The organism is Pantoea sp. SGAir0183 (assembly GCF_043545505.1).
This window is the reverse complement of sequence record NZ_CP028053.1, coordinates 3,396,850-3,420,605: the sequence shown is the minus strand read 5'-3', so window position 1 is coordinate 3,420,605 and position 23,756 is coordinate 3,396,850. Positions and strand designations below refer to the sequence as shown.

20 protein-coding genes are annotated in these 23,756 nt (G+C 57.6%); 12 read left to right on the top strand and 8 right to left on the bottom strand.

Translation table 11 applies throughout. From position 1 onward, the window contains the following. Window positions 1-5: 5 nt before the first annotated feature. The 5 genes from C1N59_RS15945 to katG all read left to right on the top strand — a co-directional run bounded on the left by C1N59_RS15945 (window position 6) and on the right by katG (window position 5,654). Window positions 6-1,241 carry a pyridoxal-phosphate-dependent aminotransferase family protein gene (locus C1N59_RS15945; RefSeq protein WP_006118030.1) on the top strand — a complete coding sequence of 412 codons (1,236 nt, stop codon included), beginning with the start codon at window positions 6-8 and terminating at the stop codon, window positions 1,239-1,241. After that, window positions 1,238-2,491: an allantoate amidohydrolase gene (gene hpxK, locus C1N59_RS15940; RefSeq protein ID WP_394549866.1), complete on the top strand. Its 1,254-nt coding sequence runs from the start codon at window positions 1,238-1,240 to the stop codon at window positions 2,489-2,491. The genes C1N59_RS15945 and hpxK overlap by 4 nt, the downstream gene beginning before the upstream one ends. Before the next feature lies 1 nt (window position 2,492). Beyond that, entirely contained in the window at window positions 2,493-2,987 is a 495-nt protein-coding gene (uraD, locus tag C1N59_RS15935) for a 2-oxo-4-hydroxy-4-carboxy-5-ureidoimidazoline decarboxylase (RefSeq protein ID WP_394549865.1), read from the top strand. Next, window positions 2,984-3,319, top strand: a complete 336-nt coding sequence (gene uraH, locus C1N59_RS15930; RefSeq protein WP_006118033.1) for a hydroxyisourate hydrolase — start codon at window positions 2,984-2,986, stop codon at window positions 3,317-3,319. The genes uraD and uraH overlap by 4 nt, the downstream gene beginning before the upstream one ends. A gap of 136 nt (window positions 3,320-3,455) precedes the next feature. Beyond that, window positions 3,456-5,654: a catalase/peroxidase HPI gene (gene katG / locus C1N59_RS15925; RefSeq protein WP_394549864.1), complete on the top strand. Its 2,199-nt coding sequence runs from the start codon at window positions 3,456-3,458 to the stop codon at window positions 5,652-5,654. A 36-nt stretch (window positions 5,655-5,690) separates the two neighbouring features. Here katG and C1N59_RS15920 read toward each other — a convergent pair whose 3' ends face one another. Next, complete coding sequence (locus tag C1N59_RS15920) at window positions 5,691-6,464, bottom strand: amidohydrolase (protein ID WP_394549863.1); 774 nt, start codon at window positions 6,462-6,464, stop codon at window positions 5,691-5,693. Beyond that, window positions 6,452-7,612: a pyridoxal phosphate-dependent aminotransferase gene (locus C1N59_RS15915; RefSeq protein ID WP_054688098.1), complete on the bottom strand. Its 1,161-nt coding sequence runs from the start codon at window positions 7,610-7,612 to the stop codon at window positions 6,452-6,454. The genes C1N59_RS15920 and C1N59_RS15915 overlap by 13 nt, the downstream gene beginning before the upstream one ends. Window positions 7,613-7,727: 115 nt before the next feature. Here C1N59_RS15915 and C1N59_RS15910 point away from each other — a divergent pair, with 115 nt between their 5' ends. From C1N59_RS15910 to C1N59_RS15900, 3 genes are read left to right on the top strand one after another with little or no spacing between them, the layout of a single operon-like run. After that, complete coding sequence (locus C1N59_RS15910; protein WP_039338574.1) at window positions 7,728-8,342, top strand: methylthioribulose 1-phosphate dehydratase; 615 nt, start codon at window positions 7,728-7,730, stop codon at window positions 8,340-8,342. Continuing rightward, window positions 8,339-9,022 (top strand): acireductone synthase, encoded by a 684-nt coding sequence (mtnC, locus tag C1N59_RS15905; protein WP_164482994.1) that lies wholly within the window; start codon window positions 8,339-8,341, stop codon window positions 9,020-9,022. The genes C1N59_RS15910 and mtnC overlap by 4 nt, the downstream gene beginning before the upstream one ends. A 1-nt stretch (window position 9,023) precedes the next feature. After that, complete coding sequence (locus tag C1N59_RS15900; RefSeq protein WP_394549862.1) at window positions 9,024-9,566, top strand: 1,2-dihydroxy-3-keto-5-methylthiopentene dioxygenase; 543 nt, start codon at window positions 9,024-9,026, stop codon at window positions 9,564-9,566. Window positions 9,567-9,613: 47 nt separating this feature from the next. On the opposite strand, the gene mtnA is transcribed toward C1N59_RS15900, so the two are convergent. Next, on the bottom strand, window positions 9,614-10,636 hold the full coding sequence (gene mtnA / locus C1N59_RS15895; RefSeq protein ID WP_394549861.1) for an S-methyl-5-thioribose-1-phosphate isomerase: 1,023 nt from the start codon (window positions 10,634-10,636) through the stop codon (window positions 9,614-9,616). 137 nt (window positions 10,637-10,773) lie between these two features. Between mtnA and mtnK the strand changes: the two genes are divergently transcribed. Next, the gene (gene mtnK / locus C1N59_RS15890; RefSeq protein ID WP_039338567.1) at window positions 10,774-11,973 is read left to right on the top strand and encodes an S-methyl-5-thioribose kinase; all 1,200 of its coding nucleotides are present in this window, start codon (window positions 10,774-10,776) and stop codon (window positions 11,971-11,973) included. A 31-nt stretch (window positions 11,974-12,004) separates the two neighbouring features. Here mtnK and fadE read toward each other — a convergent pair whose 3' ends face one another. After that, window positions 12,005-14,452, bottom strand: a complete 2,448-nt coding sequence (gene fadE / locus C1N59_RS15885) for an acyl-CoA dehydrogenase FadE (protein ID WP_006118042.1) — start codon at window positions 14,450-14,452, stop codon at window positions 12,005-12,007. 252 nt (window positions 14,453-14,704) lie between these two features. On the opposite strand from fadE, the gene lpcA reads away from it, so the two are divergent. Together lpcA and C1N59_RS15875 are read left to right on the top strand one after the other, a co-directional pair. After that, window positions 14,705-15,283, top strand: coding sequence for a D-sedoheptulose 7-phosphate isomerase (gene lpcA, locus C1N59_RS15880; RefSeq protein WP_039338565.1), 579 nt, complete (start codon window positions 14,705-14,707; stop codon window positions 15,281-15,283). A 53-nt stretch (window positions 15,284-15,336) separates the two neighbouring features. Beyond that, window positions 15,337-16,110, top strand: a complete 774-nt coding sequence (locus C1N59_RS15875) for a class II glutamine amidotransferase (RefSeq protein WP_006118044.1) — start codon at window positions 15,337-15,339, stop codon at window positions 16,108-16,110. On the opposite strand, the gene dpaA is transcribed toward C1N59_RS15875, so the two are convergent. Beyond that, window positions 16,075-16,815 (bottom strand): peptidoglycan meso-diaminopimelic acid protein amidase, encoded by a 741-nt coding sequence (gene dpaA / locus C1N59_RS15870; RefSeq protein WP_033738547.1) that lies wholly within the window; start codon window positions 16,813-16,815, stop codon window positions 16,075-16,077. The two genes, C1N59_RS15875 and dpaA, sit on opposite strands and share 36 nt — an antisense overlap. 246 nt (window positions 16,816-17,061) lie before the next feature. On the opposite strand from dpaA, the gene dinB reads away from it, so the two are divergent. Continuing rightward, the gene (gene dinB / locus C1N59_RS15865) at window positions 17,062-18,117 is read left to right on the top strand and encodes a DNA polymerase IV (RefSeq protein WP_006118046.1); all 1,056 of its coding nucleotides are present in this window, start codon (window positions 17,062-17,064) and stop codon (window positions 18,115-18,117) included. 2,038 nt (window positions 18,118-20,155) lie between these two features. Here dinB and C1N59_RS15860 read toward each other — a convergent pair. The 3 genes from C1N59_RS15860 to C1N59_RS15850 are packed head-to-tail and all read right to left on the bottom strand — an operon-like array spanning window position 20,156 to window position 23,756. Beyond that, on the bottom strand, window positions 20,156-21,223 hold the full coding sequence (locus C1N59_RS15860) for a sugar ABC transporter substrate-binding protein (RefSeq protein ID WP_394549860.1): 1,068 nt from the start codon (window positions 21,221-21,223) through the stop codon (window positions 20,156-20,158). A gap of 29 nt (window positions 21,224-21,252) precedes the next feature. Continuing rightward, a complete protein-coding gene (locus tag C1N59_RS15855; protein ID WP_006118048.1) occupies window positions 21,253-22,254 on the bottom strand; it encodes an ABC transporter permease in 1,002 nt (333 codons plus the stop codon). Then, complete coding sequence (locus C1N59_RS15850) at window positions 22,251-23,756, bottom strand: sugar ABC transporter ATP-binding protein (protein WP_394550882.1); 1,506 nt, start codon at window positions 23,754-23,756, stop codon at window positions 22,251-22,253. The genes C1N59_RS15855 and C1N59_RS15850 overlap by 4 nt, the downstream gene beginning before the upstream one ends.

Genomic DNA, 23,756 nt, shown 5'->3' with positions numbered 1-23,756 from the left:
TCACTATGGATATCTCTCAATTTTCGCAAATTAATCCGCCTCAGCGCCTGTTAATGGGCCCCGGTCCGATCAATGCCGATCCGCGTGTGCTGCGCGCGATGTCGAGCCAGTTGCTCGGACAATATGATCCGGCGATGACCCATTACATGAATGAAGTGATGGCACTCTATCGCGGCGTGTTCCGCACCGAAAACCGCTGGACGCTGCTGATCGACGGTACCTCACGCGCCGGTATTGAAGCGATCCTGCTGTCGGCGATTCGCCCTGGCGATAAGGTGCTGGTGCCAGTCTATGGCCGTTTTGGTCATCTGCTGTGTGAAATTGCCCGTCGCTGCCGGGCCGATGTGCACACCATTGCGGTGCCGTGGGGAGAGGTGTTTACGCCCGATCAGATCGAAGATGCGATTAAAAAAGTAAAACCGCGTTTGCTGTTGACCGTACAGGGCGATACCTCAACCACTATGCTGCAGCCGCTGGCGGAGCTGGGGGCGATCTGCAAAAAATATGGTGTGCTGTTTTACACCGATGCCACGGCGTCGCTGGCGGGCAATGCGCTGGAAACCGATGCATGGGGCCTGGACGCGGTGTCCGCCGGCATGCAGAAATGCCTGGGTGGTCCGTCAGGAACTTCGCCCATCACGCTGAGCGATGAGATGGCAGCGGTGATCCGCCAGCGCAAATGCGTAGAGCAGGGGATCCGCACGGATGCGCACCAGGATGGCGATGACGAGATGATCTACTCCAACTATTTCGATCTCGGCATGATCATGGATTACTGGGGCCCGGAACGCCTCAATCATCACACTGAAGCGACCAGCGCCCTGTTCGGCGCGCGTGAATGCGCGCGTCTGATTCTGCAGGAAGGGCTGGATAACGGGATTGCGCGCCACAAGCTGCACGGCGAAGCGATGTTAAAAGGCATTCAGGGGATGGGGCTGGAAACCTTTGGCGATCTCAGCAACAAAATGAGTAACGTGCTGGGCGTAGTGATCCCTCAGGGCGTCAATGGCGATGAGGTCCGTAAGCTGATGCTGGAAGATTTCGGCATTGAAATCGGCACGTCGTTTGGTCCGTTGCACGGCAAAGTCTGGCGCATCGGCACAATGGGTTACAACGCGCGCAAAGACTGCGTGATGCAAACCCTGGCCGCGCTGGAAATGGTGTTGTCGCATGTCGGTTACCGTACGCCACAGGGCGCGGGCTCGCAGGCGGCATGGAACCACTACGGGAGCCATGCATGATGATGAATGCCAGCGAGGCTCAGGTTGCCGCCCGGCGCGTGATGACGCGCTGTGATGCGCTGGCTGAGATCAGTGAAAGCGAACAAGGGCTGACACGGGTTTATCTGTCGCCGGAACACCTGCGTGCCAACGCGCGCGTTGGTGAGTGGATGCAGGCCGCCGGTATGACGGTCTGGCAGGATGAAGTCGGCAATATCTGCGGCCGCTACGACGCCGCCCAGCCTGGCGCACCTGCGCTGCTGCTGGGCTCGCATCTGGACACGGTTCGTAATGCGGGCCGCTATGACGGCATGCTGGGCGTGCTGAGCGCGATTGAAACCGTGCAGTGGCTCCACGATCGCCAGCGTCGCCTGCCCCTGGCCATTGAAATCATCGGCTTTGGTGATGAAGAAGGCACGCGTTTTGGCATTACCCTGCTGGGCAGTCGCGGCATTACCGGCACCTGGCCTGACAGCTGGCCGACCCATCCTGACGGCAATGGCATTACGGTGGCACAGGCGATGCAGGATGTCGGCCTGGACGCCAGCCAGATCTCACGCGCCGCGCGTAACGTCAGCGACATCGTGGCCTATCTTGAACTGCACATAGAGCAGGGGCCTTGCCTGGAGCAGGAAGATCTCGCGTTGGGTGTGGTTACCGCGATCAACGGTGCCCGTCGCCTCAATTGCTGTTTCACCGGTGAGGCCGGTCATGCCGGAACCGTACCCATGGCGCATCGTAAAGACGCGCTGGCCGCTGCCGCAGAGTGGATGGTATTCATCGAGCATACCACGCGCGAGCAGACTTCACCGCTGGTCGCCACGGTGGGCACGCTGAACTGCGCGCCGGGCGCGGTGAACGTCATTCCGGGGGAGGTGCATCTGTCTCTGGATGTGCGTGGACCCGAGGACGCGCCGCTTGAATCGTTGCTGTCCTCGTTGCTGACCCAGGCGGAAGCCATTGCACTGCGTCGCGGTTTAACCTTTAGCGCGCAGGAGTATTACCGTATCGCGGCAACGGCCTGCGATGCCGGATTGCAACAGGCGCTGAGCCACGCGGTAGAAACCGTTCAGGGACGCTGCCTGGCGCTGCCCAGCGGGGCGGGTCATGATGCTATTGCCATTGCAGAGCGCTGGCCGGTGGGGATGCTGTTCGTGCGTAACCACCGCGGCATCAGCCACCATCCGGCAGAATCGGTGAATGAAGCCGATGTCGCGCCAGCGGTTCAGGCCTATTTGCAGACGATTTGCCACCTTGCGGAGCAGCATTAATATGGATCTGGATACCTTTAACCAGTTACCGGAAGCCGCTGCACAGCTTGCCCTGTCCCACTGCGTTGCGCTGCCGCACTGGCAGCTGGCGCTGGTGGCGGCCCGCCCGTTTCACAGCCTTGATGCCCTGCTGACTGAAGCACTACGGCTGACACAGGACTGGCAGGAGGACGATCTGAATCAGGCGCTCTCCGCTCATCCACGTATCGGGGAAAAGGCGCAGGGCAACGAGAAGGAAAAACAGTTGTCGCGTAGCGAACAGGCGGCCATGCAACACGCAGACGACGCGTTACATCAGGCCATGGTGCGGGGCAATCAGGCATATGAGGCGCGCTTTAACCGGGTATTTTTGATTCGGGCCAAAGGACGCAGCGCACAGACGCTGCTTGATGAACTCACGCGGCGGCTGGACAACAGCCCGGAAACCGAGCAACAGGAAGCCCTGGCGCAGTTGCGGGAAATCACCCTGCTGCGCCTTAAGGAGAGTTTTTCATGAGCACCATCAGCACTCACATCCTGGATACGGCGCTGGGAAAACCCGCGCCGGGCGTTGCCATGTTGCTGGAACAGCACACGGCACAAGGCTGGACTCCCTGTGCACAAGGCGTCACAGATAACGATGGTCGTCTGAAGGATCTGACACCTGAGCCACTTGCGCCGGGGCAGTACCGCCTCACGGCAGATATTGGCGCCTACTTTCGCGCGGACGGACGGGAAACCTTATACGTCAGCGCACAAATTGATTTTGTCCTCACGGAAAGCGGCAGCCATTACCACTTGCCCTTTTTGATATCCCCCTGGAGCTGGTCCACCTATCGCGGCAGCTGACGGGTCCATCGGGCGCAGCTTTTTTTCGCTGCGCTTGAAAGCTAATGGCTATCAATACCTTCGGCCCATCCGACTATATTCCTGCTAACGCCAGGGTTATCTTAGCGATGACAATGTGAAGGCAACGGAGCCGATAATGAGCACGCCAAAAGATAATGATGTAGCCGCTTCAGGTAAATGTCCCTTTCATCACGGTAAATCGGAAGAAGAAAGCGTTCTGGCTCGTGGAGCCGGTAGTGGCACCAGCAATCGCGACTGGTGGCCAAATATGCTGCGCGTGGATCTGCTGAACCAGCACTCCAACCGCTCTAATCCCCTCGGCGAAAACTTCAACTACCGCGAAGAGTTCAGCAAACTGGACTATTCCGCACTGAAAGCCGATATCCGGGCGTTGCTCACCGACTCCCAGTCATGGTGGCCTGCCGACTGGGGCAGCTACATTGGTCTGTTCATCCGCATGGCGTGGCACAGTGCCGGCACATACCGCACTATCGATGGCCGTGGCGGCTCCGGTCGTGGTCAGCAGCGTTTCGCGCCGCTGAACTCCTGGCCTGACAACGTCAGCCTGGACAAAGCCCGTCGCCTGCTGTGGCCGGTCAAACAGAAATACGGCCAGAAAATTTCCTGGGCCGACCTCTATATTCTCGCGGGTAACGTTTCGCTGGAAAACTCAGGTTTCCGTACCTTTGGTTTTGGTGCCGGTCGTGAAGACGTCTGGGAACCGGATATGGACGTGGACTGGGGTAACGAAACCGAGTGGCTGGCCCACCGTCATCCCGAAAGTCTGGCTAACGCCCCGCTGGGCGCAACCGAAATGGGGCTGATCTACGTGAACCCAGAGGGGCCTGAAGCCAGCGGCGATCCGGCGTCTGCCGCGCCAGCGATTCGCGCCACCTTTGGCAACATGGGCATGAACGATGAAGAGATCGTCGCGTTGATCGCAGGCGGGCATACGCTGGGTAAAACCCACGGTGCGGCGGCGGCCAGCCATGTTGGCGTCGATCCGGAAGCGTCACCCATCGAAGCTCAGGGCTTTGGCTGGAACAACAGCTACGGCAGCGGTGTCGGTGCCGATGCGATTACGTCGGGTCTGGAAGTCGTCTGGACGCAGACGCCAACTCAGTGGAGTAACTACTTCTTTGAGAACCTGTTTAAATATGAGTGGGTGAAAACCCATAGCCCGGCAGGGGCCATTCAGTATGAAGCCGTTAACGCAGAAGCCATTATTCCGGACCCGTTCGATCCTGAGAAAAAGCGTAAACCCACCATGCTGGTTACGGACCTGACGCTGCGTTTTGATCCGGAGTTCGAGAAAATCTCTCGCCGTTTCCTTAACGATCCGCAGGCCTTTAACGAAGCCTTCGCCCGCGCCTGGTTTAAACTGACGCACCGCGATATGGGGCCAAAAGCACGTTACATCGGGCCAGAAGTGCCGAAAGAAGATTTACTGTGGCAGGATCCGTTACCGCAGCCGACTCATCAGCCCACGCCAGCGGATATCAGTGAGCTGAAGGCGAAAATCGCGGCGTCAGGTCTGAGCGTGAGCCAGCTGGTTTCAGCGGCCTGGGCGTCGGCATCAACCTTCCGGGGTGGCGACAAACGTGGCGGAGCGAACGGTGCCCGTCTGGCCCTGGCACCGCAGAATAGCTGGGCTGTGAACGCCAGCGTGATTAACGACGTGTTACCGAAACTGCAGCAGATTCAGCAGGAATCCGGTAAGGCCTCGCTGGCTGACGTCATCGTCCTTGCGGGCAGCGTCGGTATCGAAATGGCCGCCGCCGCTGCGGGCGTGGCCGCGCAGGTCCCCTTTACGCCAGGTCGTGTGGATGCTCGTCAGGATCAAACCGATGTCGAATCCTTTAACGTGCTTCAGCCGTTGGCGGACGGGTTCCGTAACTACCGTCGCGTGAAAGGTGGCTCGTCAACCGAAACCCTGCTGCTGGACAAAGCACAGCAGCTGACGCTGAGCGCGCCGGAACTGACGGTGTTACTGGGTGGTCTGCGTGTGCTGGGGACCAACTTTGACGGCAGCCATCATGGCGTCTTTACTGACCGCGTCGGCGTCCTGAGTAACGACTTCTTCGTAAACTTGCTGGATATGCGCACCGCCTGGCGTGCGACCGACAGCAGTGAAGAGATCTTTGAAGGCCGTGACCGTCAGAGTGGCGAAGTCAGGTTCAGCGCCACGCGTGCCGATCTGGTGTTTGGTTCCAACGCCATCCTGCGCGCCCTGGCGGAAGTTTATGCCAGCAGCGATGCGAAACAGAAGTTTGTTTCTGACTTCGTGGCGGCCTGGACAAAAGTGATGAATCTGGACCGTTTCGACCTGCAATAACTGACTGAAGCGCCCCCGGCCAGGCCGGTGGCGCTTTTATTCTGCCAGCGTAAAGCCATCCGCATCCCGCCACGCCGGAAACCGCTCGCGATAAGCCTGCAGATCGGCAAGCGACAGCGACGCCTCAACCTTACCTGCCGTGAAGGGCTCACCTGCAGCCAGCACCTCGCCTTGCGGTGAAATAATTCGGCTGTCCCCACTGTACTGATGTTGATTGCCATCGCTGCCCACGCGATTGCAGCCCGCGACAAACGCCTGATTCTCAATCGCCCGGGCCAGCAGTAGCGCCTGCCAGTGCAGCGCGCGCGGCGCAGGCCAGTTGGCCACATACAACGCCAGATCATAGTCATTTTGGTTGCGCGAAAAGACCGGAAAGCGCAGGTCGTAACAGATTTGCGGCAAAATGCGCCAGCCGCGCCACTGAATCACCGTGCGCGTCGTGCCCGCGACGTAATGCTGCTGCTCATCCGCCATGCGAAACAGGTGTCGCTTGTCATAGTGATGCAGCGTGCCATTCGGCTCAACCAGCAAAAAACGGTTCACGGCACCCGCTGGCGTATGTATCGCGGCACTGCCGCCCACCAGCGCATTCGTGCGCTTCGCATGGCGGTGTAACCATGTCACGACCTGCTGCTGCGGAAGGGCCTGCTGTGCAGCCTCCATCGCAAAACCGGTGGTGAACATCTCTGGCAGAACAATCACATCCCGGTCTGTTATGTCAGCCAGCAGATTATCGAAATGGCGCAGGTTAGCCTCGCCATCCATCCACATCAGCGGCGCTTGCAATAACGTAATGGCTAGAGACGACATAAACGCTCCGCTGCGGCGTCGAGCGTCGCTTCCTGTTTTGCAAAGCACAGCCGGATCAGTTTGTGTGGGAAAGGCGCTTCACAGAAGACCGACAGCGGGATCGCGGCCACGCCCACTTCGCGCGTCAGCCACTGGCAAAACTGCACGTCATCCAGCGCCGATATAGCGCTGTAGTCCGCCAGCAGGAAGTAGGTGCCTTCGCACGGTAAAATGCGGAAACGGCTACGGCTCAGTGCCTGTATCAGTCGGTCACGGCGCGCGCGATAGAAGTCGGGCAGCTCACGATAATGTTCAGGATGCTGGCGCAGCATATCGGCAATCGCCAGTTGAGCGGGTGTGTTGACGGAAAAAGTGAGGTACTGATGGATTTTGCGGATTTCTGCGCTGATCGCCGCGGGGGCGACGCAGTAACCCACTTTCCAGCCGGTCATGTGAAAGGTTTTGCCAAACGAGGAAACCGCCACCGCACGTTGACGCAGTTCGGGGTGCGCCAGCACGCTGGCATGACCGTCCTGGGCAAAACAGATGTGCTCATAAACCTCATCGCTCAGCACATAAATTTCCCGGTCAGCAATCGCCTGCCATAAGGCCGCATAGTCCGCCTGGTGCCAGACGCTGGCCGAGGGATTATGTGGCGTATTTAAGATAACCAGTCGGGTTTTATCGCTTAACAGCGCGGAGAACGCCGGCCAGTCAACTGCAAACGTGGGCGGCTGCAGGGTGAGGCGTTTCAGTACGCCGCCCGCCAGTTGCACCGCGGGCGCATAGCTGTCGTAACTGGGATCGAAGCAGATCACCTCGTCACCCGGGCGAACCAGGGCAGTGATCGCGGCATACAGCGCTTCGGTTGCGCCTGCGGTCACGGTGATATCGCTGTTCACATCGGGACGATAGTCGTACAACGCAGCGGTCTTTTCGGCAATGGCTTCGCGTAACGGTTGTGCGCCGGTCATGGGGGCATACTGATTGGCACCCTGACTGACATGATAAGCCAGCCTGTCCTGCAGGTAGCGCGGACCATCAAAATCCGGAAAACCCTGGGAAAGATTGATGGCGTTATGCTGCTGTGCCAGCGCGCTCATCTGCGTGAATATCGTGGTGCCGAGGGCGGGTAACTTGCTCTCAGGCGTGAGGATGGATTGCGTCATGATTAGGTTGCCTTACGCGCAAAAACGGTTACGGAGAAACGCTGAGTTGCTGCCACTATAAACAGGATGCTAGTATTTGGCAATCAAGACGCTTAGACGGCTAAAAGGAAGAGTAATGTCCGATTCTCATGCTTTAGATCAGCTGGTTGCCGCCTGTCACTGGATAGGTGCGAAGGGCTGGGCGCCCGCCACCGGCGGCAATATGTCGGTGCGCCTGGATGCGCATTTCTGCCTGCTCAGCGAGTCAGGCAAAGATAAAGGCAGCCTGACGCGGGATGACTTTATTCAGGTCGACATTGCCACCAGCCAGGCACCCTCGGGTCGCAGGCCTTCTGCCGAGACCGCACTGCACACGCTGATCTACCGCCTGTTTCCGGAGGCGGGTGCAGTACTGCATACGCACACGGTCAATTCCACCGTTCTGTCGCGCGTAGAGCAGGGCGCGGCGCTACTGCTGTACGGCTATGAGATGCAAAAGTCGCTGAGCGGTCAGTCCACGCATGAGGATACCGTGGCGATTCCGGTGTTTGATAACCGCCAGGATGTTGCCGCGCTGGCGTCAGAAATTGAAGATTATGCAGCCCGTTTTCCGCTGCGTTACGGCTTTCTGCTGCGTGGTCATGGCCTGACCTGCTGGGGCAACGATGTGGCAGAAGCGCGCCGCCATCTGGAAGGGCTGGAGTTTTTATTTGAATGCGAACGTCAACGTCGCTTGCTGGAGAAGGCATGATTAAGGCCATTGTTACCGATATTGAAGGCACCACCAGCGATATCCGTTTTGTACATAACGTCCTGTTTCCCTATGCCCGTGCCCATCTGGCCGACTATGTGCGCCAGCATCAGGCGCAGCCCGCCGTTCAGGACGCGCTCAATGCCGTGCGTACGGAGGCCGGACAGCCCGATGCCGACGTCGACAGCGTGATCGCCATCCTGTTTTCTTACATGGATGAGGACCGCAAATCGACCGGCCTGAAAGCGCTGCAGGGGATGATTTGGCGCGAGGGCTATCTGAGCGGGCGTTTTACGGGGCACCTTTATCCGGATGTCCTGCCTGCGCTCACGGCCTGGCACGCGCAAGGCATTAAACTTTATATATATTCCTCTGGCTCGGTCGCCGCGCAGAAATTGTTATTTGGCTACAGCGACGAAGGTGATATTACTGGTTTGTTTAGCGGTTACTTTGATACCCACGTGGGCGCCAAGCGCGAGGTGGCATCGTATCAAAACATCGCGGCGCAAACGGGCTTGCCGGCCGGACAATTGCTGTTCCTCTCTGATATTCATCAGGAGCTGGACGCCGCCAGACAGGCTGGCTGGCACACGTTGCAGCTGATTCGTGACGCGGCGGATGATGACAGCCATCATCGTCAGGTCGCTGATTTTTCCCAGATTAACCCGGAGTCGATTTGAAATGAGTGCACTGACCATTTTTAGCGATAGCGATCCGAGCCAGGCGTTGTGGCACAGCACCGATCCCGAGGCGATCCGTGAGCGTCTGAATGCCAAAGACGTTCGCTTCGAGCGCTGGCAGGCAGACCGCGATCTGGGCGAGAATCCCGATGCGGAAACGGTGATCAACGCCTATCAGCACGCCATTGACCGCCTGGTCGCCGAAAAAGGCTATCAGAGCTGGGACGTCATCAGTATGCGGGCAGACAATCCGCAAAAAGACTTGCTGCGCCAGAAATTCCTCTCAGAACATACGCACGGTGAAGACGAAGTGCGGTTCTTTGTCGAAGGCGCCGGGCTGTTCTGCCTGCATCTGGACGGTGAAATCCTGCAGATCCTGTGCGAAAAGAACGATCTGATCTCGGTGCCCGCAGGCACGCCGCACTGGTTTGATATGGGCTCATCCCCGCATTTCACGGCGATTCGTATTTTTGATAATCAGGAAGGCTGGATCGCCAACTTCACAGGCGACAGGATCGCCGATGCCTATCCGCGCCTGGCGTAATTATGACGGTGCCTTCTGCGGGCGGCTGACTCAGCCGCCCGTTTTGTTTACTGTGGCTGAAAAACACCAGCAGCCACCTGCGCCGGTGTAATCACGCCGGTATCCAGTACCCAACCACTGATGAGCGCCGCAGGCGTCACATCAAAGGCCGGATTAGAAACCTGCGCATCCGCGGGTGCCCACTGCACGCTGCCGAAGCTTCCCGACACACCGGTAACTTCACTGGCGGCACGCTGCTCAATCGGGATGGCATCCCCCGTCGGGCATTGACGATCCAGCGTGGTATGCGGCGCGGCAACATAAAACGGAATACCATGATAGTGCGCCAGTACCGCCAGGCTGTAGGTGCCGATTTTATTCGCCACGTCACCATTGGCGGCAATGCGATCCGCGCCGACCCAGACAGCATCAACCTTGCCCGCCGCCATCAGGCTGGCGGCCATCGAATCCGTGATCAACTGGTAAGGCACACCCAGCTCGCCCAGTTCCCAGGCGGTTAAGCGTCCTCCCTGCAACAGCGGGCGCGTTTCATCAACCCAGACATTGTGAACGTGGCCTTGTTGATGCGCACGCGCGATAACGCCCAGTGCCGTACCCACACCCGCAGTCGCCAGACCGCCGGTGTTGCAGTGGGTTAACAACTGACTGCCGGGTTTGACCAGCGCGCTGCCGGCTTCGGCGATGCGATCGCACAGCTGTTTATCTTCATGCACCAGACGCAACGCTTCTTCCACCAGGCTCGTTGCCATTTCTGGCTGCGCCAGCGCCTGTTTCATACGATCAAGGTTATTCATCAGGTTCACGGCGGTAGGGCGGGCGGCCCGCAGGGTGTCCAGCGATTGCGCCAGTTGCTCGCGTGATTCCCCCTGTTCTGCCAGCAGGGCCAGCAGCAGTGATGCAGATAAACCAATTAACGGCGCGCCGCGCACCCGCAGGGCATGAATATGGTCAACCAACTGCGCCACAGTATGGGCGGGCAGCCAGTTCTTTTGCTGAGGCAGGGCCTGCTGATCCAGTATCCAGAGCTGGTTGTTGCGAACCTGTAAGCTTGTGGTTTGGAATGTCTGCATTGTCGGTGAAATCCATGTTGCGTTGATGACGGATATTGTGCCAACATGCGTAACGGATGTATAGACGTCTGAACGGCTTGTTACGAAAGATTAATCAGCTCCGGCGCACACCGGCGTTTGTTGATGAGGAAAGGTCAATGTCGCAATACCGTACGTTCACCGCTGCTGATGCGGTTGAATATGCCAAACAGTTTGGTGGGCTGGAAGATCCCTCGGTTTTACGCAGTGCGGAAGAGATTGGTGATGGTAACCTCAACCTGGTGTTCAAAATTTACGACGACCAGGGCAACAGCCGCATTGTGGTCAAGCAGGCGTTGCCCTATGTGCGCTGTGTGGGCGAATCCTGGCCGTTAACTCTTGATCGTGCGCGTATTGAAGCGCAGACGCTGGTCGAGCATTACAAATATTGCCCGCAGCACACGGTCAACGTCACGCATTACGATGCAGACCTGGCGGTAATGATCATGGAAGATCTGTCCAGTCACCGTATCTGGCGCAGCGAGCTGGTGAAGGGCGCTTACTATCCGGAGGCGCCGCGTCAGCTTGGCGAATACCTGGCCCAGACGTTATTCCATACCTCAGACTTCATTCTGCATCCGCATGTGAAAAAAGCCGAAGTGGCGCGCTTTATCAATCCCGAACTGTGTGAAATCACAGAAGATCTTTTTTTCAACGATCCCTATACCGACCATGTGCGTAACAGCTATCCCGAGGCGCTGGAACCCCTGGTGGCATCGCTTCGTACCGATGAGGCGCTGCGCATTGCTGTCGCCGGGCTGAAGCACCGTTTCTTCAGTCATGCAGAAGCCTTACTGCATGGCGATATCCACAGCGGCTCCATTTTTGTGGCTGACGGTAGCTTAAAAGCGATCGACGCAGAGTTTGGCTATTTTGGACCGATGGGATTTGATGTCGGTACGGCACTGGGCAATCTGCTGATTAACTACTGTGGCTTACCAGGGCTGCTGCCGCCCCGTGAAGCCGCGGATGCGCGCGAGCAGCGCCTGAGCGACGTGCATGATGTCTGGCAGACCTTTGAAACGCGTTTTCTGGCGCTGGCGGAGAGCAAGACGCAGGATGTGGCCATGGCTTATCCCGGCTATGCGCAGGCGTTTCTGCGTAAAGTGTGGGCAGATACCATTGGCTATTGTGGCACCGAACTGATTCGCAGAACCGTTGGCATGTCGCATGTGGCGGACATGAAACTGATTCGGGATGAGGAGATGCGGACTGACTGCATTCGCAATGCGATTACCCTGGGCCGCACCCTGATTCTGGCGGCCGGGCATGTGGACGATGTGGATGCACTGATTGCCCGCATCCGTCAGGCGGGATAAAAAAAGGCCGACGTGATGTCGGCCTGATGGGTTATGCCGCCTCGCTGGGGCGCGCGGGCTTAGTCACATCCTGTCTGACCGGCACGGCCAGCGCATCGGCCTCAAACTCGTCCACGTTGATTGAACGCAGACGGCTCTCTTCGGCACGCTTCAGCACCTCTGCCTCTTTCTGATCGATCCAGCCCTGTTCCAGCGCCTGTTTAGCCAGCGCATCCAGGCGCGTAAACGAGAGGTGTTTTTTCTGCTGTTTGCACAGGCGATCGTGAATCACCTCAGCCGCCATCACATCCTGTAGCGCCTGCTCTAACTGGCCCGCCGGATTATGCTCGCTGGGAGCCAGATACTGACCACGACCTAAGCGCGTACGCGTCGCCGACGGCACCTGCAGCATTTTTGCCAGCTTATGATCCAGGCGATCGGACGGTGCCGGGCAGTGCTGACCACCGGCAAAGACCACCAGGCGCATGACGCCAGCGACCAGACGGTTCGGGAAGTTGCTCAGCAGATCGTCCATAGCTTTCTCGGCTTTGTGCAAGGCATCCTGCACGCCCCAGTGCACCAGCGGCAGATCGGCTTCATGACGGCCTTCATCTTCATAACGTTTCAGCGTCGCCGAGGCCAGATACAGCTGGCTCAGCACATCGCCCAGGCGGGCTGACATACGTTCGCGACGTTTCAGGCTGCCGCCTAACACCGCCATGGACACGTCCGACAGTAACGCCAGATTGGCACTGATACGGTTCAGGTGCTGATAATAGCGACGGGTGGCATCACGCGTTGGCGCGGCGCTGGTGCGTCCGCCCAGAAGGCCCAGCCACAGGCTGCGCATCGCATTGCTGCCAACGTGGCCAATATGGCTAAACAGCGCCTTATCAAAGCCCGCCACATCATTGCTGGCGGCGGCCGCCATTTCCTGCAACACATACGGATGGCAGCGGATAGCACCCTGGCCAAAGATGATCATACTGCGGGTCAGGATATTCGCGCCTTCCACGGTAATGGCGATAGGCGCGCCCTGATAAGCCCGGGCCAGGAAGTTGCTGTCGCCCAGCATGATACCTTTACCCCCGGCAATATCCATTGCATCGATAATTGACTGTTGGGCGCGGTGGGTACAGTGATATTTCACAATCGCAGACAGCACCGCAGGTTTCTCGCCCTGCATAATACCGGTGGTAATCAGCGTCGCGGCAGCGTCCATCACGTAGGCATTACCGGCAATGCGCGCCAGAGGTTCTTCAATCCCTTCCATTTTACCGATAGACAGTTTGAACTGACGGCGGATATGCGCATAGGCGCCTGTGGCCAGCGCTACGCTTTTCAGGCTGCCGGTTGAGTTAGACGGCAGGGTTATTCCACGGCCCACCGACAGACATTCCACCAGCATCCGCCAGCCCTGTCCGGCCATTTCCGGGCCACCGATAATGAAATCGATCGGCACGAAAATATCTTTACCGCGGGTTGGGCCATTCTGGAACGGTACGTTAAGCGGGAAATGGCGATGGCCGATTTCCACGCCCGGTGTGCTGGTGGGGATCAGGGCGCAGGTAATGCCCAGTTCGTCTTTGTCGCCCAGCAGATGGTCGGGATCGGAAAGTTTAAACGCCAGGCCCAGCACAGTGGCAATCGGGGCCAGCGTAATATAGCGCTTGTTCCAGGTAAGGCGCATGCCCAGTACCTGCTGGCCCTGCCACTCGCCCATGCACACAACGCCCGTATCCGGAATCGCTCCCGCATCTGAACCGGCTTCCGGGCTCGTCAGGGCGAAACAGGGGATTTCATCGCCACGCGCCAGACGCGGTAGATAGTGGTCTTTCTGTTTTTCCGTTCCGTAATGTTGCAGCAGTTCGCCAGGGCCCAGTGAGTTAGGCACGCCCACGGTAATCGCCAGAATGCCTGAGACGCCGGCCAGTTTCTGCAACACGCGCGCCTGTGCATAGGCAGAGAACTCCAGGCCGCCGTACTCTTTCTTGATGATCATGGCAAAGAAGCGATGGGCTTTCAGATGCGCCCACAGTTCTGGCGGCATATCGGCCAGTTCATGGGTAATCTGGAAATCATTTGCCAGACGACAGGCTTCTTCTACCGGCCCGTCAAGAAACGCCTGTTCTTCCGGCGTCAGTCGCGGTTGCGGGTAGTTATGCAGTTTCTGCCAGTCGGGTTTGCCCTGAAACAGGTCGCCTTCCCACCAGGTAGTGCCCGCATCGATCGCCTCTTTTTCCGTACGAGACATCGGCGGCATCACCTGCTGAAAGCGGTGCAGCATTGGTTTGGAAAACAGGCTGCGGCGCAGGCTGGTGAGATTCAGCGGTAACAGGATAATCGCCAGCGGCACAAGCAGCCACGGCGTCCAGAGATGGACCACCGCCATTGCTGCGGTCCACAGCAACAGGATGACGCTGCTGAGCAGCAGCGAGATGCGGTGATAGAACAGTGCGCCAGTCAGCAGCACTGTCGCAAGAATCGAGACAACCATCATAATGAAGTGCTCCGTAAGTAGTAAGAGGTCTGACCTGTTATGATGAAGGTGTAATTCAGATGAGGGCATTTATCAATTTGTTTACATCGCAATTACAACCTGACTCACAAAATCAGCGAAAGCGCGAGCAACGCCCAGGCTGTGGTCGCGAAAAAGCGCGGCGCGAAAAGGATCCGGCGGCGTGATGCTATGCGTGCGTTAGCCATTCCGTTAAACTTGCTGCGATTACTCTCTCCTACAAAGGACAAGTCTATGTATCAGGACATTATTCGTTCAGAGCTCAACGAAGCTGCAGAAACGTTGAATAACTTTCTGAGTGACGACGCGAACATTCATACCATCCAGCGTGCAGCGGTGATGTTGGCGGACAGCTTCAAAGCGGGCGGCAAAGTGCTCTCCTGTGGCAACGGCGGATCACACTGTGATGCGATGCATTTTGCGGAGGAACTGACGGGCCGTTACCGTGAAAATCGTCCGGGCTACCCGGCGATTGCCATTTCAGACGTCAGCCACCTTTCCTGTGTGAGTAATGATTTTGGTTATGACCATGTCTTTTCCCGTTATGTAGAAGCGGTAGGGCGCCCGGGCGACGTGTTGCTGGGGATTTCAACCTCAGGTAACTCGGCTAATATCATCAAAGCCGTTGAAGCGGCGCGCGCCCAGGGGATGAAAGTGATCACGCTGACCGGTAAAGATGGCGGTAAAATGGCCGGCAGCGCGGACATTGAAATTCGTGTGCCCCATTTCGGTTATGCTGACCGTATTCAGGAGATCCACATCAAAGTGATTCATATCCTGATGCTGCTGATTGAAAAAGAGATGGTCAGGTAACAGCGTGTGTCGCCTCCTGACCGACAGGAGGCTTTTACTCTAAGGCGGTTGCTATGTGCGAATTGCTCGGGATGAGCGCTAACGTTCCCACCGATATTTGTTTTAGTTTCACCGGACTGGTGCAGCGCGGCGGCGGAACAGGGCCGCATAAAGACGGCTGGGGCATTACGTTTTATGAAGATAAAGGGTGCCGCACCTTTAAAGATCCCTTGCCGAGTTTTAATTCCCCCATTGCGCGCCTGGTGCAGGAATATCCCATCAAATCCCACTCCGTCGTGGCGCACATTCGCCAGGCGAATCGCGGCCCGGTTTCGCTGGAAAATACGCACCCCTTTACCCGGGAGTTATGGGGACGCAACTGGACCTATGCCCACAACGGACAACTGAAAGGTTACCGGCAACTGGAAACCGGCACGTTTCGGCCGGTAGGCGAAACCGACAGCGAAAAGGCCTTTTGCTGGATTCTGCATAAGCTGGCCACGCGCTATCCGCGCACGCCGGGAAACTGGCCTGCGGTCTTCCGCTACATCGGCGAGCTGGCGAGCGAGCTGCGGCAAAAGGGCGTGTTCAACATGTTGCTGTCGGACGGGCGCTATCTGATGGCCTTCTGCTCGACCAATCTGTTCTGGATCACTCGCCGTGCCCCTTTTGGCCGGGCGCAGTTGCTCGATCAGGATGTGGAAATTGATTTCCAGAAACATACCGGGGCGAACGACGTGGTCACGGTCATTGCCACACAGCCGCTGACGGGGAATGAAACCTGGCACCGGATCGTGCCAGGCGAGTGGGCCTTATTTTACCTTGGAGAGCGCCAGGAACGACTGTGATGCCGCTTCGGGTTGGGTGATGACCGGGCTGCTGTTCATCACATATCTGCCGCTGGCGACATTGACTGTCGGCGGTTGATGATACTTCGCAAAGTAGACATAACCCGGCTGAAGCTGCTTCCAGAAATCCGCGTAGGTCGAATAACGATGGCGCTGCATGTTGCTGTCCGTCATGCGGAACGGATAAATTGCAATATTCACTTCCTGCTGACCATTACGCAATGCCGCGTTCACATACGTGAAAATCTGATCCATATAGGCATTGGTCATGGCATAGCAGCCAATCGACTTACAGTCGCCGTGAATCATCAGGTAGTTGCCGCTGTAGCCCTGGTCACGGTCGTATTGATTCGGAAAGCCAATATTAATCGCGCGATAGAAACGGCTGTCCGGTTTAAGCTGATTCAGTTTTACGCTGTAGAAACCTTCCGGGCTTTTAAAATCGCCTTCACGGCGTTTTGGACCCAGACCGCCCGAAAAATTGCAGATGCGGTAAGTATCCAGCAAGCGGTATTCGTTACCAATCTTGCCGTACAGCTCAAGTGTCCGCTCTTCCTTAAAGATCTGAATATAAACCGGCGTGCCGATTAGCTGTTTCTTTAACTCTTTACTCACAGGGGCCAGTTGCTGAACCGGCTCGGGAGTCATTGCCATGCTGAGGGCTGGCAGTAAAAGCATCGCAAACAGAAGTGCGATTTTGCCCATGCTGTGTATACCTTGAAGTGAAGAAGAACAATGGCGCGTTATGTGCGCCTCTGTTTGCATTATCGGAACTTTCCGCTACCGCAGCGCAACATTAAACATTGTCTGTTTTTTTAGCAATACAGCACCGCGCAAAATGTCCATTTCTTTGGCGGAATGACGCCAAAAATTTGTAAACTTTGTCTGTTATTGCAAGAAATATTGCACAAGCCTTTCCGAACTGTATACTTATCCAGTGCTGGAGGGGCGATGCGTAAGATCATTCATGTTGATATGGACTGCTTTTTTGCGGCGGTGGAAATGCGTGACGATCCCTCATTACGCGATATTCCCATGGCCATCGGCGGCAGCCGCGATCGACGTGGCGTTATCAGTACCGCTAATTATCCGGCCCGCAAATATGGCGTACGCAGCGCGATGCCGACCGGTATGGCCTTAAAGCTTTGTCCGCATCTGCGTCTACTGCCCGGACGGTATGACGTCTATAAAGAAGCCTCCAGTCAGATCCGTGCCATCTTTTCGCGTTATACCTCGCTCATTGAGCCACTCTCACTGGACGAAGCCTATCTGGATGTTACCGACAGCCAGCACTGTCAGGGATCGGCCACGCTTATCGCGCAGGACATCCGCGCCACCATTTTTCGCGAAACGCAGCTCACTGCCTCTGCGGGCATCGCGCCCATAAAATTCCTTGCCAAGATCGCCTCCGATTTAAACAAGCCTGATGGTCAGTATGTGATTACACCGGCCCAGATGTCCGATTTCTTGCTGGCCTTACCGCTGGCAAAAATTCCCGGTGTAGGAAAAGTTTCAGCAAAAAAGCTCGAAGAGCTGGGTCTGCACACCTGCGCGGACGTGCAAAAAGCCGATTTGGCGCTGCTGCTTAAGCGTTTTGGCAAGTTCGGCAGAGTGTTATGGGAGCGCAGTCACGGCATTGACGAACGGGGCGTGGTGGTTGAACGCGAACGAAAATCGCTGGGTGTTGAGCGGACGCTGGCTGACGATATCGACAGTTGGGAGCGCTGTCTGGAAATTATTGATTACCTCTATGCCGAGCTTGATCGTCGCCTGACGCAGATTCGACCCGATAAGCACATTGCGCGCCAGGGCGTGAAGCTGAAGTTTAGTGATTTCCAGCAGACCACTCAGGAACATGTCTGGCCCGTGCTCAATAAAGAGGACATGATTGCCGTGGCCCGTAAGACCTGGGACGAGCGCCGCGCCGGACGTGGCGTCCGGCTGGTGGGGTTGCATGTGACGCTGGTGGATCCGCAGCTGGAGAGACAGTTGCTGCTGGGATTATAGAGGGGGCGCTTTCGTGTTGAGTGGGGGGATTACGGTTGTGCTCCGGCTCCATGAAACCCCTGCCTGTGGGATCGTGTTACTGATTTGGTGTGGTGTTATCTGAGGATTTGTCTGTTTGCCCAAGGGGCGGGGGTGATTACTGTCGTACACCGGGAGTTTTCCGCCCGCCAGGCGACAGGGAGTTTCAGCCAGTCCGTGCAGGCGGCCGGGTTAAGGGGCTTGCGCCAGCCCCTTAACAATCCCGGCGGCCGTCAGCCGTCGCTGTTCCTTCGTCACTCACTGCGGCCTGACGGACCGTCCGGATGCGCCCTCCCTGGCGCAGCCGTCCTCGTCGCGGCATCCCTGCCGCTCCGTCCTGGCCTCCGTTCCCTCCTCAGCGCGCCGGATGTCGGCAGGAAACCCCTGCCTGTGGGATTGTGTTACTGATGTGGTGTTGTCTGAGGATTTGTCTGTTTGCCCAAGGGGCGGGGGTGATTACGGTCGTACACCGGGAGTTTTCCGCCCGCCAGGCGACAGGGAGTTTCAGCCTGTCCGTGCAGGCGGCCGGGTTAAGGGGCTCGCGTCAGCCCCTTAACAATCCCGGCGGCCGCTCTTTCTTTAGCGCGCCGGATGCCGCCAGGAAACCTCTGCCTGTGTGATCGTGTTACTGATGTGGTGTTGTCTGAGGATTTGTCTGTTTGCCCAAGGGGCGGGGGTGATTACGGTCGTGCACCAGGAGTTTTCCGCCCGCCAGGCGATGGCAGTTTCAGCCTGTCCGTGCTGGCGGCCGGGTTAAGGGGCTCGCGCCAGCCCCTTAACAATCCCGGCGGCCGGCAGCCGTCGCTGTTCCTTCGTCTCTCACTGCGGCCTGACGGACCGTCCGGATGCGCCGTCCCTGGCGCAGCCGTCCTCTGCGCGGCATCCCTGCCGCTCCGTCCTGGCCTCCGTTCCCTCCTCAGCGCGCCGGATGTCGGCAGAAAACCCCCCGCCTGTCAGTCCTGGTTTCTTTTAAAAGCGGGTGTTGTCTGTAGTGAATGTGTGCAGTGGGATTCAAAAAAAGTTTTTTATAAACATGCATTGATTCAAAACCAGCAGACTGTAGGACTTTCCGGTCACCTACAGCGACACCGGAAGTGGCTTTAACACAGAGATAGTGAAGCGGCGGCTGGCGGCCCCTTGTCGGTCGCCCGCACCGGGCAGGCTGAAACTCCAGGCCGTCTGGCGAGCGAAACCCTCTCAGCGTTTCATAAGCTGTCAGAGGCTCAACCCTTCTCAGTGCCTGAAAAGACTTCTCGCACAAGCATCAATTATCGGTATCCAAAGCAATAAAAACGCCTGAGCAGGCGGAAATCTCAAAGCGGGGGAGTTGGGCGGCCTTCCCACCCGCTGAGCGGATGAGGGATTTCCGGATGAGCCGACAGGACGTCGGCGAGAGCCGGGCCGCGCCATGGATGGCGCGTCCTGGCGGTCCGCAGAAATTCTGAAGGAGCGAAGGCACCGCGCAGCGGCGGGTGGGCAGGACGGGAGCCCGGGGTCAAGGGGCCGCGGCGGCTGGCGGCCCCTTGTCGGTCGCCCGCACCGGGCAGGCTGAAACTCCAGGCCGCCTGGCGAGCGAAACCCTCTCAGCGCTTCATGAGCATTCAGCGACTCAACCCTTCTCAGTGCCTGAAAAGACTTTTCGCACAAGCATCAATTATCGGTATCCAAAGCAATAAAAACGCCTGATCAGGCGGAAATCTCAAAGCGGGGGGAGTTGGGCGGCCTTCCCACCCGCTGAGCGGATAAGGGATTTCCGGATGAGCCGACAGGACGCCGGCGGTCCGCAGAAATCCTGAAGGAGCGAAGGCATCGCGAAGCGGCGGGTGGGCAGGACGGAAGCCCGGGGTCAAGGGGCCGCAGCGGCTGGCGGCCCCTTGTCGGTCGCCCGCACCGGGCAGACTGAAACTCCCGGCCGCCTGGCGGGCGAAACCCTCTCAGCGTTTCACAAGCCGTCAGCGACACAAACCAGCCACCTCGCGCAGCGAATTAACCGCCCCGCGTAAGCGCCACCAACACCCCATTACTTCTTATATTTTGCTTCCAGTGTCGCAAACCACGGCTGGACAAAATCGTTATTGCTGCCCCAGCCCGGAATGATCTTGTTAAGCGACGCGACATTCACAGCGCCAGGATGACTGTCGAGCGCCTGTTGTGAAATCGACGACGCTTTAAATTCATACGTCGCAGGCGTGGTTTCCCCGGCGATCTTGTTCGCCACCAGGCGCATATTCACGGCACCGATAGTTTTCGGATCGACCGCGACGGTCTGCACCCACGGGCTGCCTTTCTGGCGCATCAGCTGCAAATCCTGATTGGAAACATCAATGCTGTACAGCTTGATCTCGGTGCGGCCATTTTCCTGCAACGCTTTATACGCGCCCTGGCTGAAGGCATCCCATGCGCCCCAGATGGCGTCAATCTTGCCTTTCGGGTATTTCGCCAGAATCGCGCCCACTTTGTTGGCCGTGTCGCCCTGGACATCCGTTGATACTGCGCCAATGGACTCCAGCTGATGAATGCCTGGGTTTTCTTTTAATAATTTTTCATACACCACCTGACGGCGTTCCATCGGCGGGAAACCGGCGACCCATAACTTCACGATGTTCGCTTTGCCGTTGAAGTCTTTGATCAACTGCCCCAGAGAGAGCTGCGCCAGCGAGGCGTCATCCTGGGCGGTCACCGTCACGCCGGGAATCGGGTTGTCTACCGGTGTGTCAAATACCGACACTTTAATGCCCGCGTCAGCGATGCGTTTTACCAGTGCGCTGGTATAGGGCGCTTTGCCGTGTGACAGCACAATACCGTCGTATTTTTGGCTGATCGCCTGATTAACAAAATCCTGAAAACGCGCGTCATCACCGTTGCTGAGGAAGGTGCTGACTTTGAAGCCCAACTGGCGACCCTGCTGAATCGCGCCTGCCACAAACTGGGTCGTGTTGTCGTCGGAACCGAGGTTACGGATGACGGCAATACGAATCGGCCCTTCATGATTGGCGATGGCGGCAGGGACAGGTGTTATGGTGTCGGCAAACGCGGCACTGGCGTTTAACAGGCTCAGGGCCAGCAGCGAGAGTGTTATCTTTTTCATTATTCTTAACTCCAGTAGAAGAACGCGTCTTAACGACGCTGTACATAAGTGATGGCCAGCGCTAAGGCCAGCACTAATCCTTTGATAATGTCCATGGCGTAATAGGGCACGGATAACATTACCAGGCCGTTTTGCAGAACCCCTAAAATGACGGCCCCGACCAGCGTACCCAGCGCATTTGGCTTACCGGAGCCGGCCAGTGAAAAGCCGATCCAGGCGGCAGCCACGGCGTCCATCAGATAACCGCTACCGGCGTTAACCTGAGACGATCCAATGCGTGAGGCCAGCAGAATACCGCCCAGTCCGGCCAGTAGTGAGGCAATCACATAGGCCAGAACGCGATAACGCGTGGTGCGAATACCGGAAAGTCGGGCGGCTTCGGGGTTTCCGCCCAGCGCATACATGCGGCGGCCGTGTTTGGTCAGCGACAGCGCCAGCTGTGCCACCACGGTCACCACCAGCATGATAATCACGATCGTGGGTACCTGACCCAACAGGTTAAAGGCAGCAGGAATAGTGCCTTCCGCCATATCGCCGCTGGGCAGCACCATGTTTTCCGTAATCGAGCCGCCAAAGCTGTAGGTCATGGCGACGCCCTGAATCACAAACAGGGTGGCCAGTGTGGCCAGCATGTCGGGAATGCGCAGCACGACGATCAGAAAGGCGTTAAACAGTCCCACCAGCGTGCACAGCGCCAGAGTGATGGCGATCGCCGCCGTGGTATCGAAGCCGTACCAGACAAACAGCGAAATGACCAGGGCGTTTGCCAGTGACGCGGTAGAGCCCACCGAAAGGTCGAAGCCGCCAACGGTCAGGGATACAGAAACGCCCACGGCAATCACGGTTACGATGGCGATAGACCGCAAAATATTGATGATATTGTTCGGCTCCAGAAAGCTGTCGGAAGCCAGGCCAAAGGCAGCGATCAATATCACCACTGTCAGCAACATGCCCCACTTATAGAGGAAATCGAACAGCTGATGGCGCAGCGATGGCGATGCGGAATTCAGGGCTAACTCTTTACTGCTCACGCAGGGGTTCCTCCGGTGGAATAGAGCAAAAGTGTCTCTTCCGTGGCGCGTTGTCCGTCTAATTCCGCCACAATACGTCCGTCCCAGAGCACACAAATACGGTCGCATAAGCCGACCAGTTCAGAAAATTCGCCAGAGGCGTAAATAATCCCTTTGCCTTCATGGGCAAGGTTGCTGATTAGCGTGAACAGTTCCGTTTTGGCTTTTACGTCCACGCCTTTGGTCGGTTCGTCGAAAATCAGGACATCGGCGTTATTGCGTAACCATTTGCCAATCGCCACCTTTTGTTGATTGCCGCCGGAAAGCCGACGTAACGGTTGGGCGGGGCCAGTCGTACGCACGTTAAGACGACGGATCACCGCTTCCGCCCAGCGCCAGGCCTGACGATGGCCGAACAGGCTCCAGCGGGAAAAACTGTCGTCTGCGCTGATACTGAGGTTCATCGCCACCGATTCGTCAATGAAGATGCCCTCTTTGCGGCGCTCTTCCGGCACCAGTGCCATGCGCTGACTCACGGAATCGTGTGGCGATCGCGGTTTCCAGCGTTTACCGTGCAGTTCACCGCGGGCAACCCGGCTTTTACTGGCACCAAATAACGCTTTGCAGAGTTCGGTTTTGCCAGCCCCGGCCAGCCCGGCAATACCCAGAATCTCGCCCTTGTGTAAACGCAGTGAGATATCCTGAAGCAGGTGTTCATCATGTAATCCTTCCACCGCCATGAGTACGGATGAGGACTGCAATGGCCGGCGCGGAGGATAGATATCGGTCAACGGATGACCCAGCATTTTTTCAACGATTTGCTCACCGCTCAGGGAAGCCATTTGGCTACTTTCCACCAGGCGGCCATCGCGCAGTACCGTCAGGCGATCGCAGATGGCTTTCAGTTCGTGAATACGGTGAGAGATAAATATCACGCCAATACCGCTGGTCTGCAGGCGACGAACTACGGCGAACAGGCGCTCGCTTTCGTGTTGGTCGAGTGGGGCAGTGGGTTCATCAAGAATCAGAAAGCGGCAGTGGTGCGACAGGGCTCTGGCCAGCAGGATTTGCTGCTTTTCCGCCAGCGAACAACGTTCGACCGGGCGTCTGACATCAATCGTGGCATCCAGCTGCGCCAGCAGGTCTCGCGCCTGACGACGCATATCGCCCCAGCGAAAGCCATGGCCCGGTTCGGCCAGCTGATCCAGCAGAATGTTCTCGGCCACGCTTAACTGGGGCACCAGCGCAACATCCACTTCCTGCTGCACCAGGTGAATGCCGAGCTTTTTGGCGTCACGCGGGCTGCGAATCGACACGGGCTGGCCGTCCAGCAGAATCTCACCGTGATAGTGGCTGTGGGCACCGGAGAGTACCGCCATCAGGGTGGATTTACCCGCGCCATTGGCCCCGGTCAGGGCATGAACCGAGTGACCTTCCGTCAGAAAATCCACTGAGGTTAACGCGGCAAATCCGCCGAAATCGATAGAGATGTTACGCATCTCAAGGCGATTGACTGCACGCAT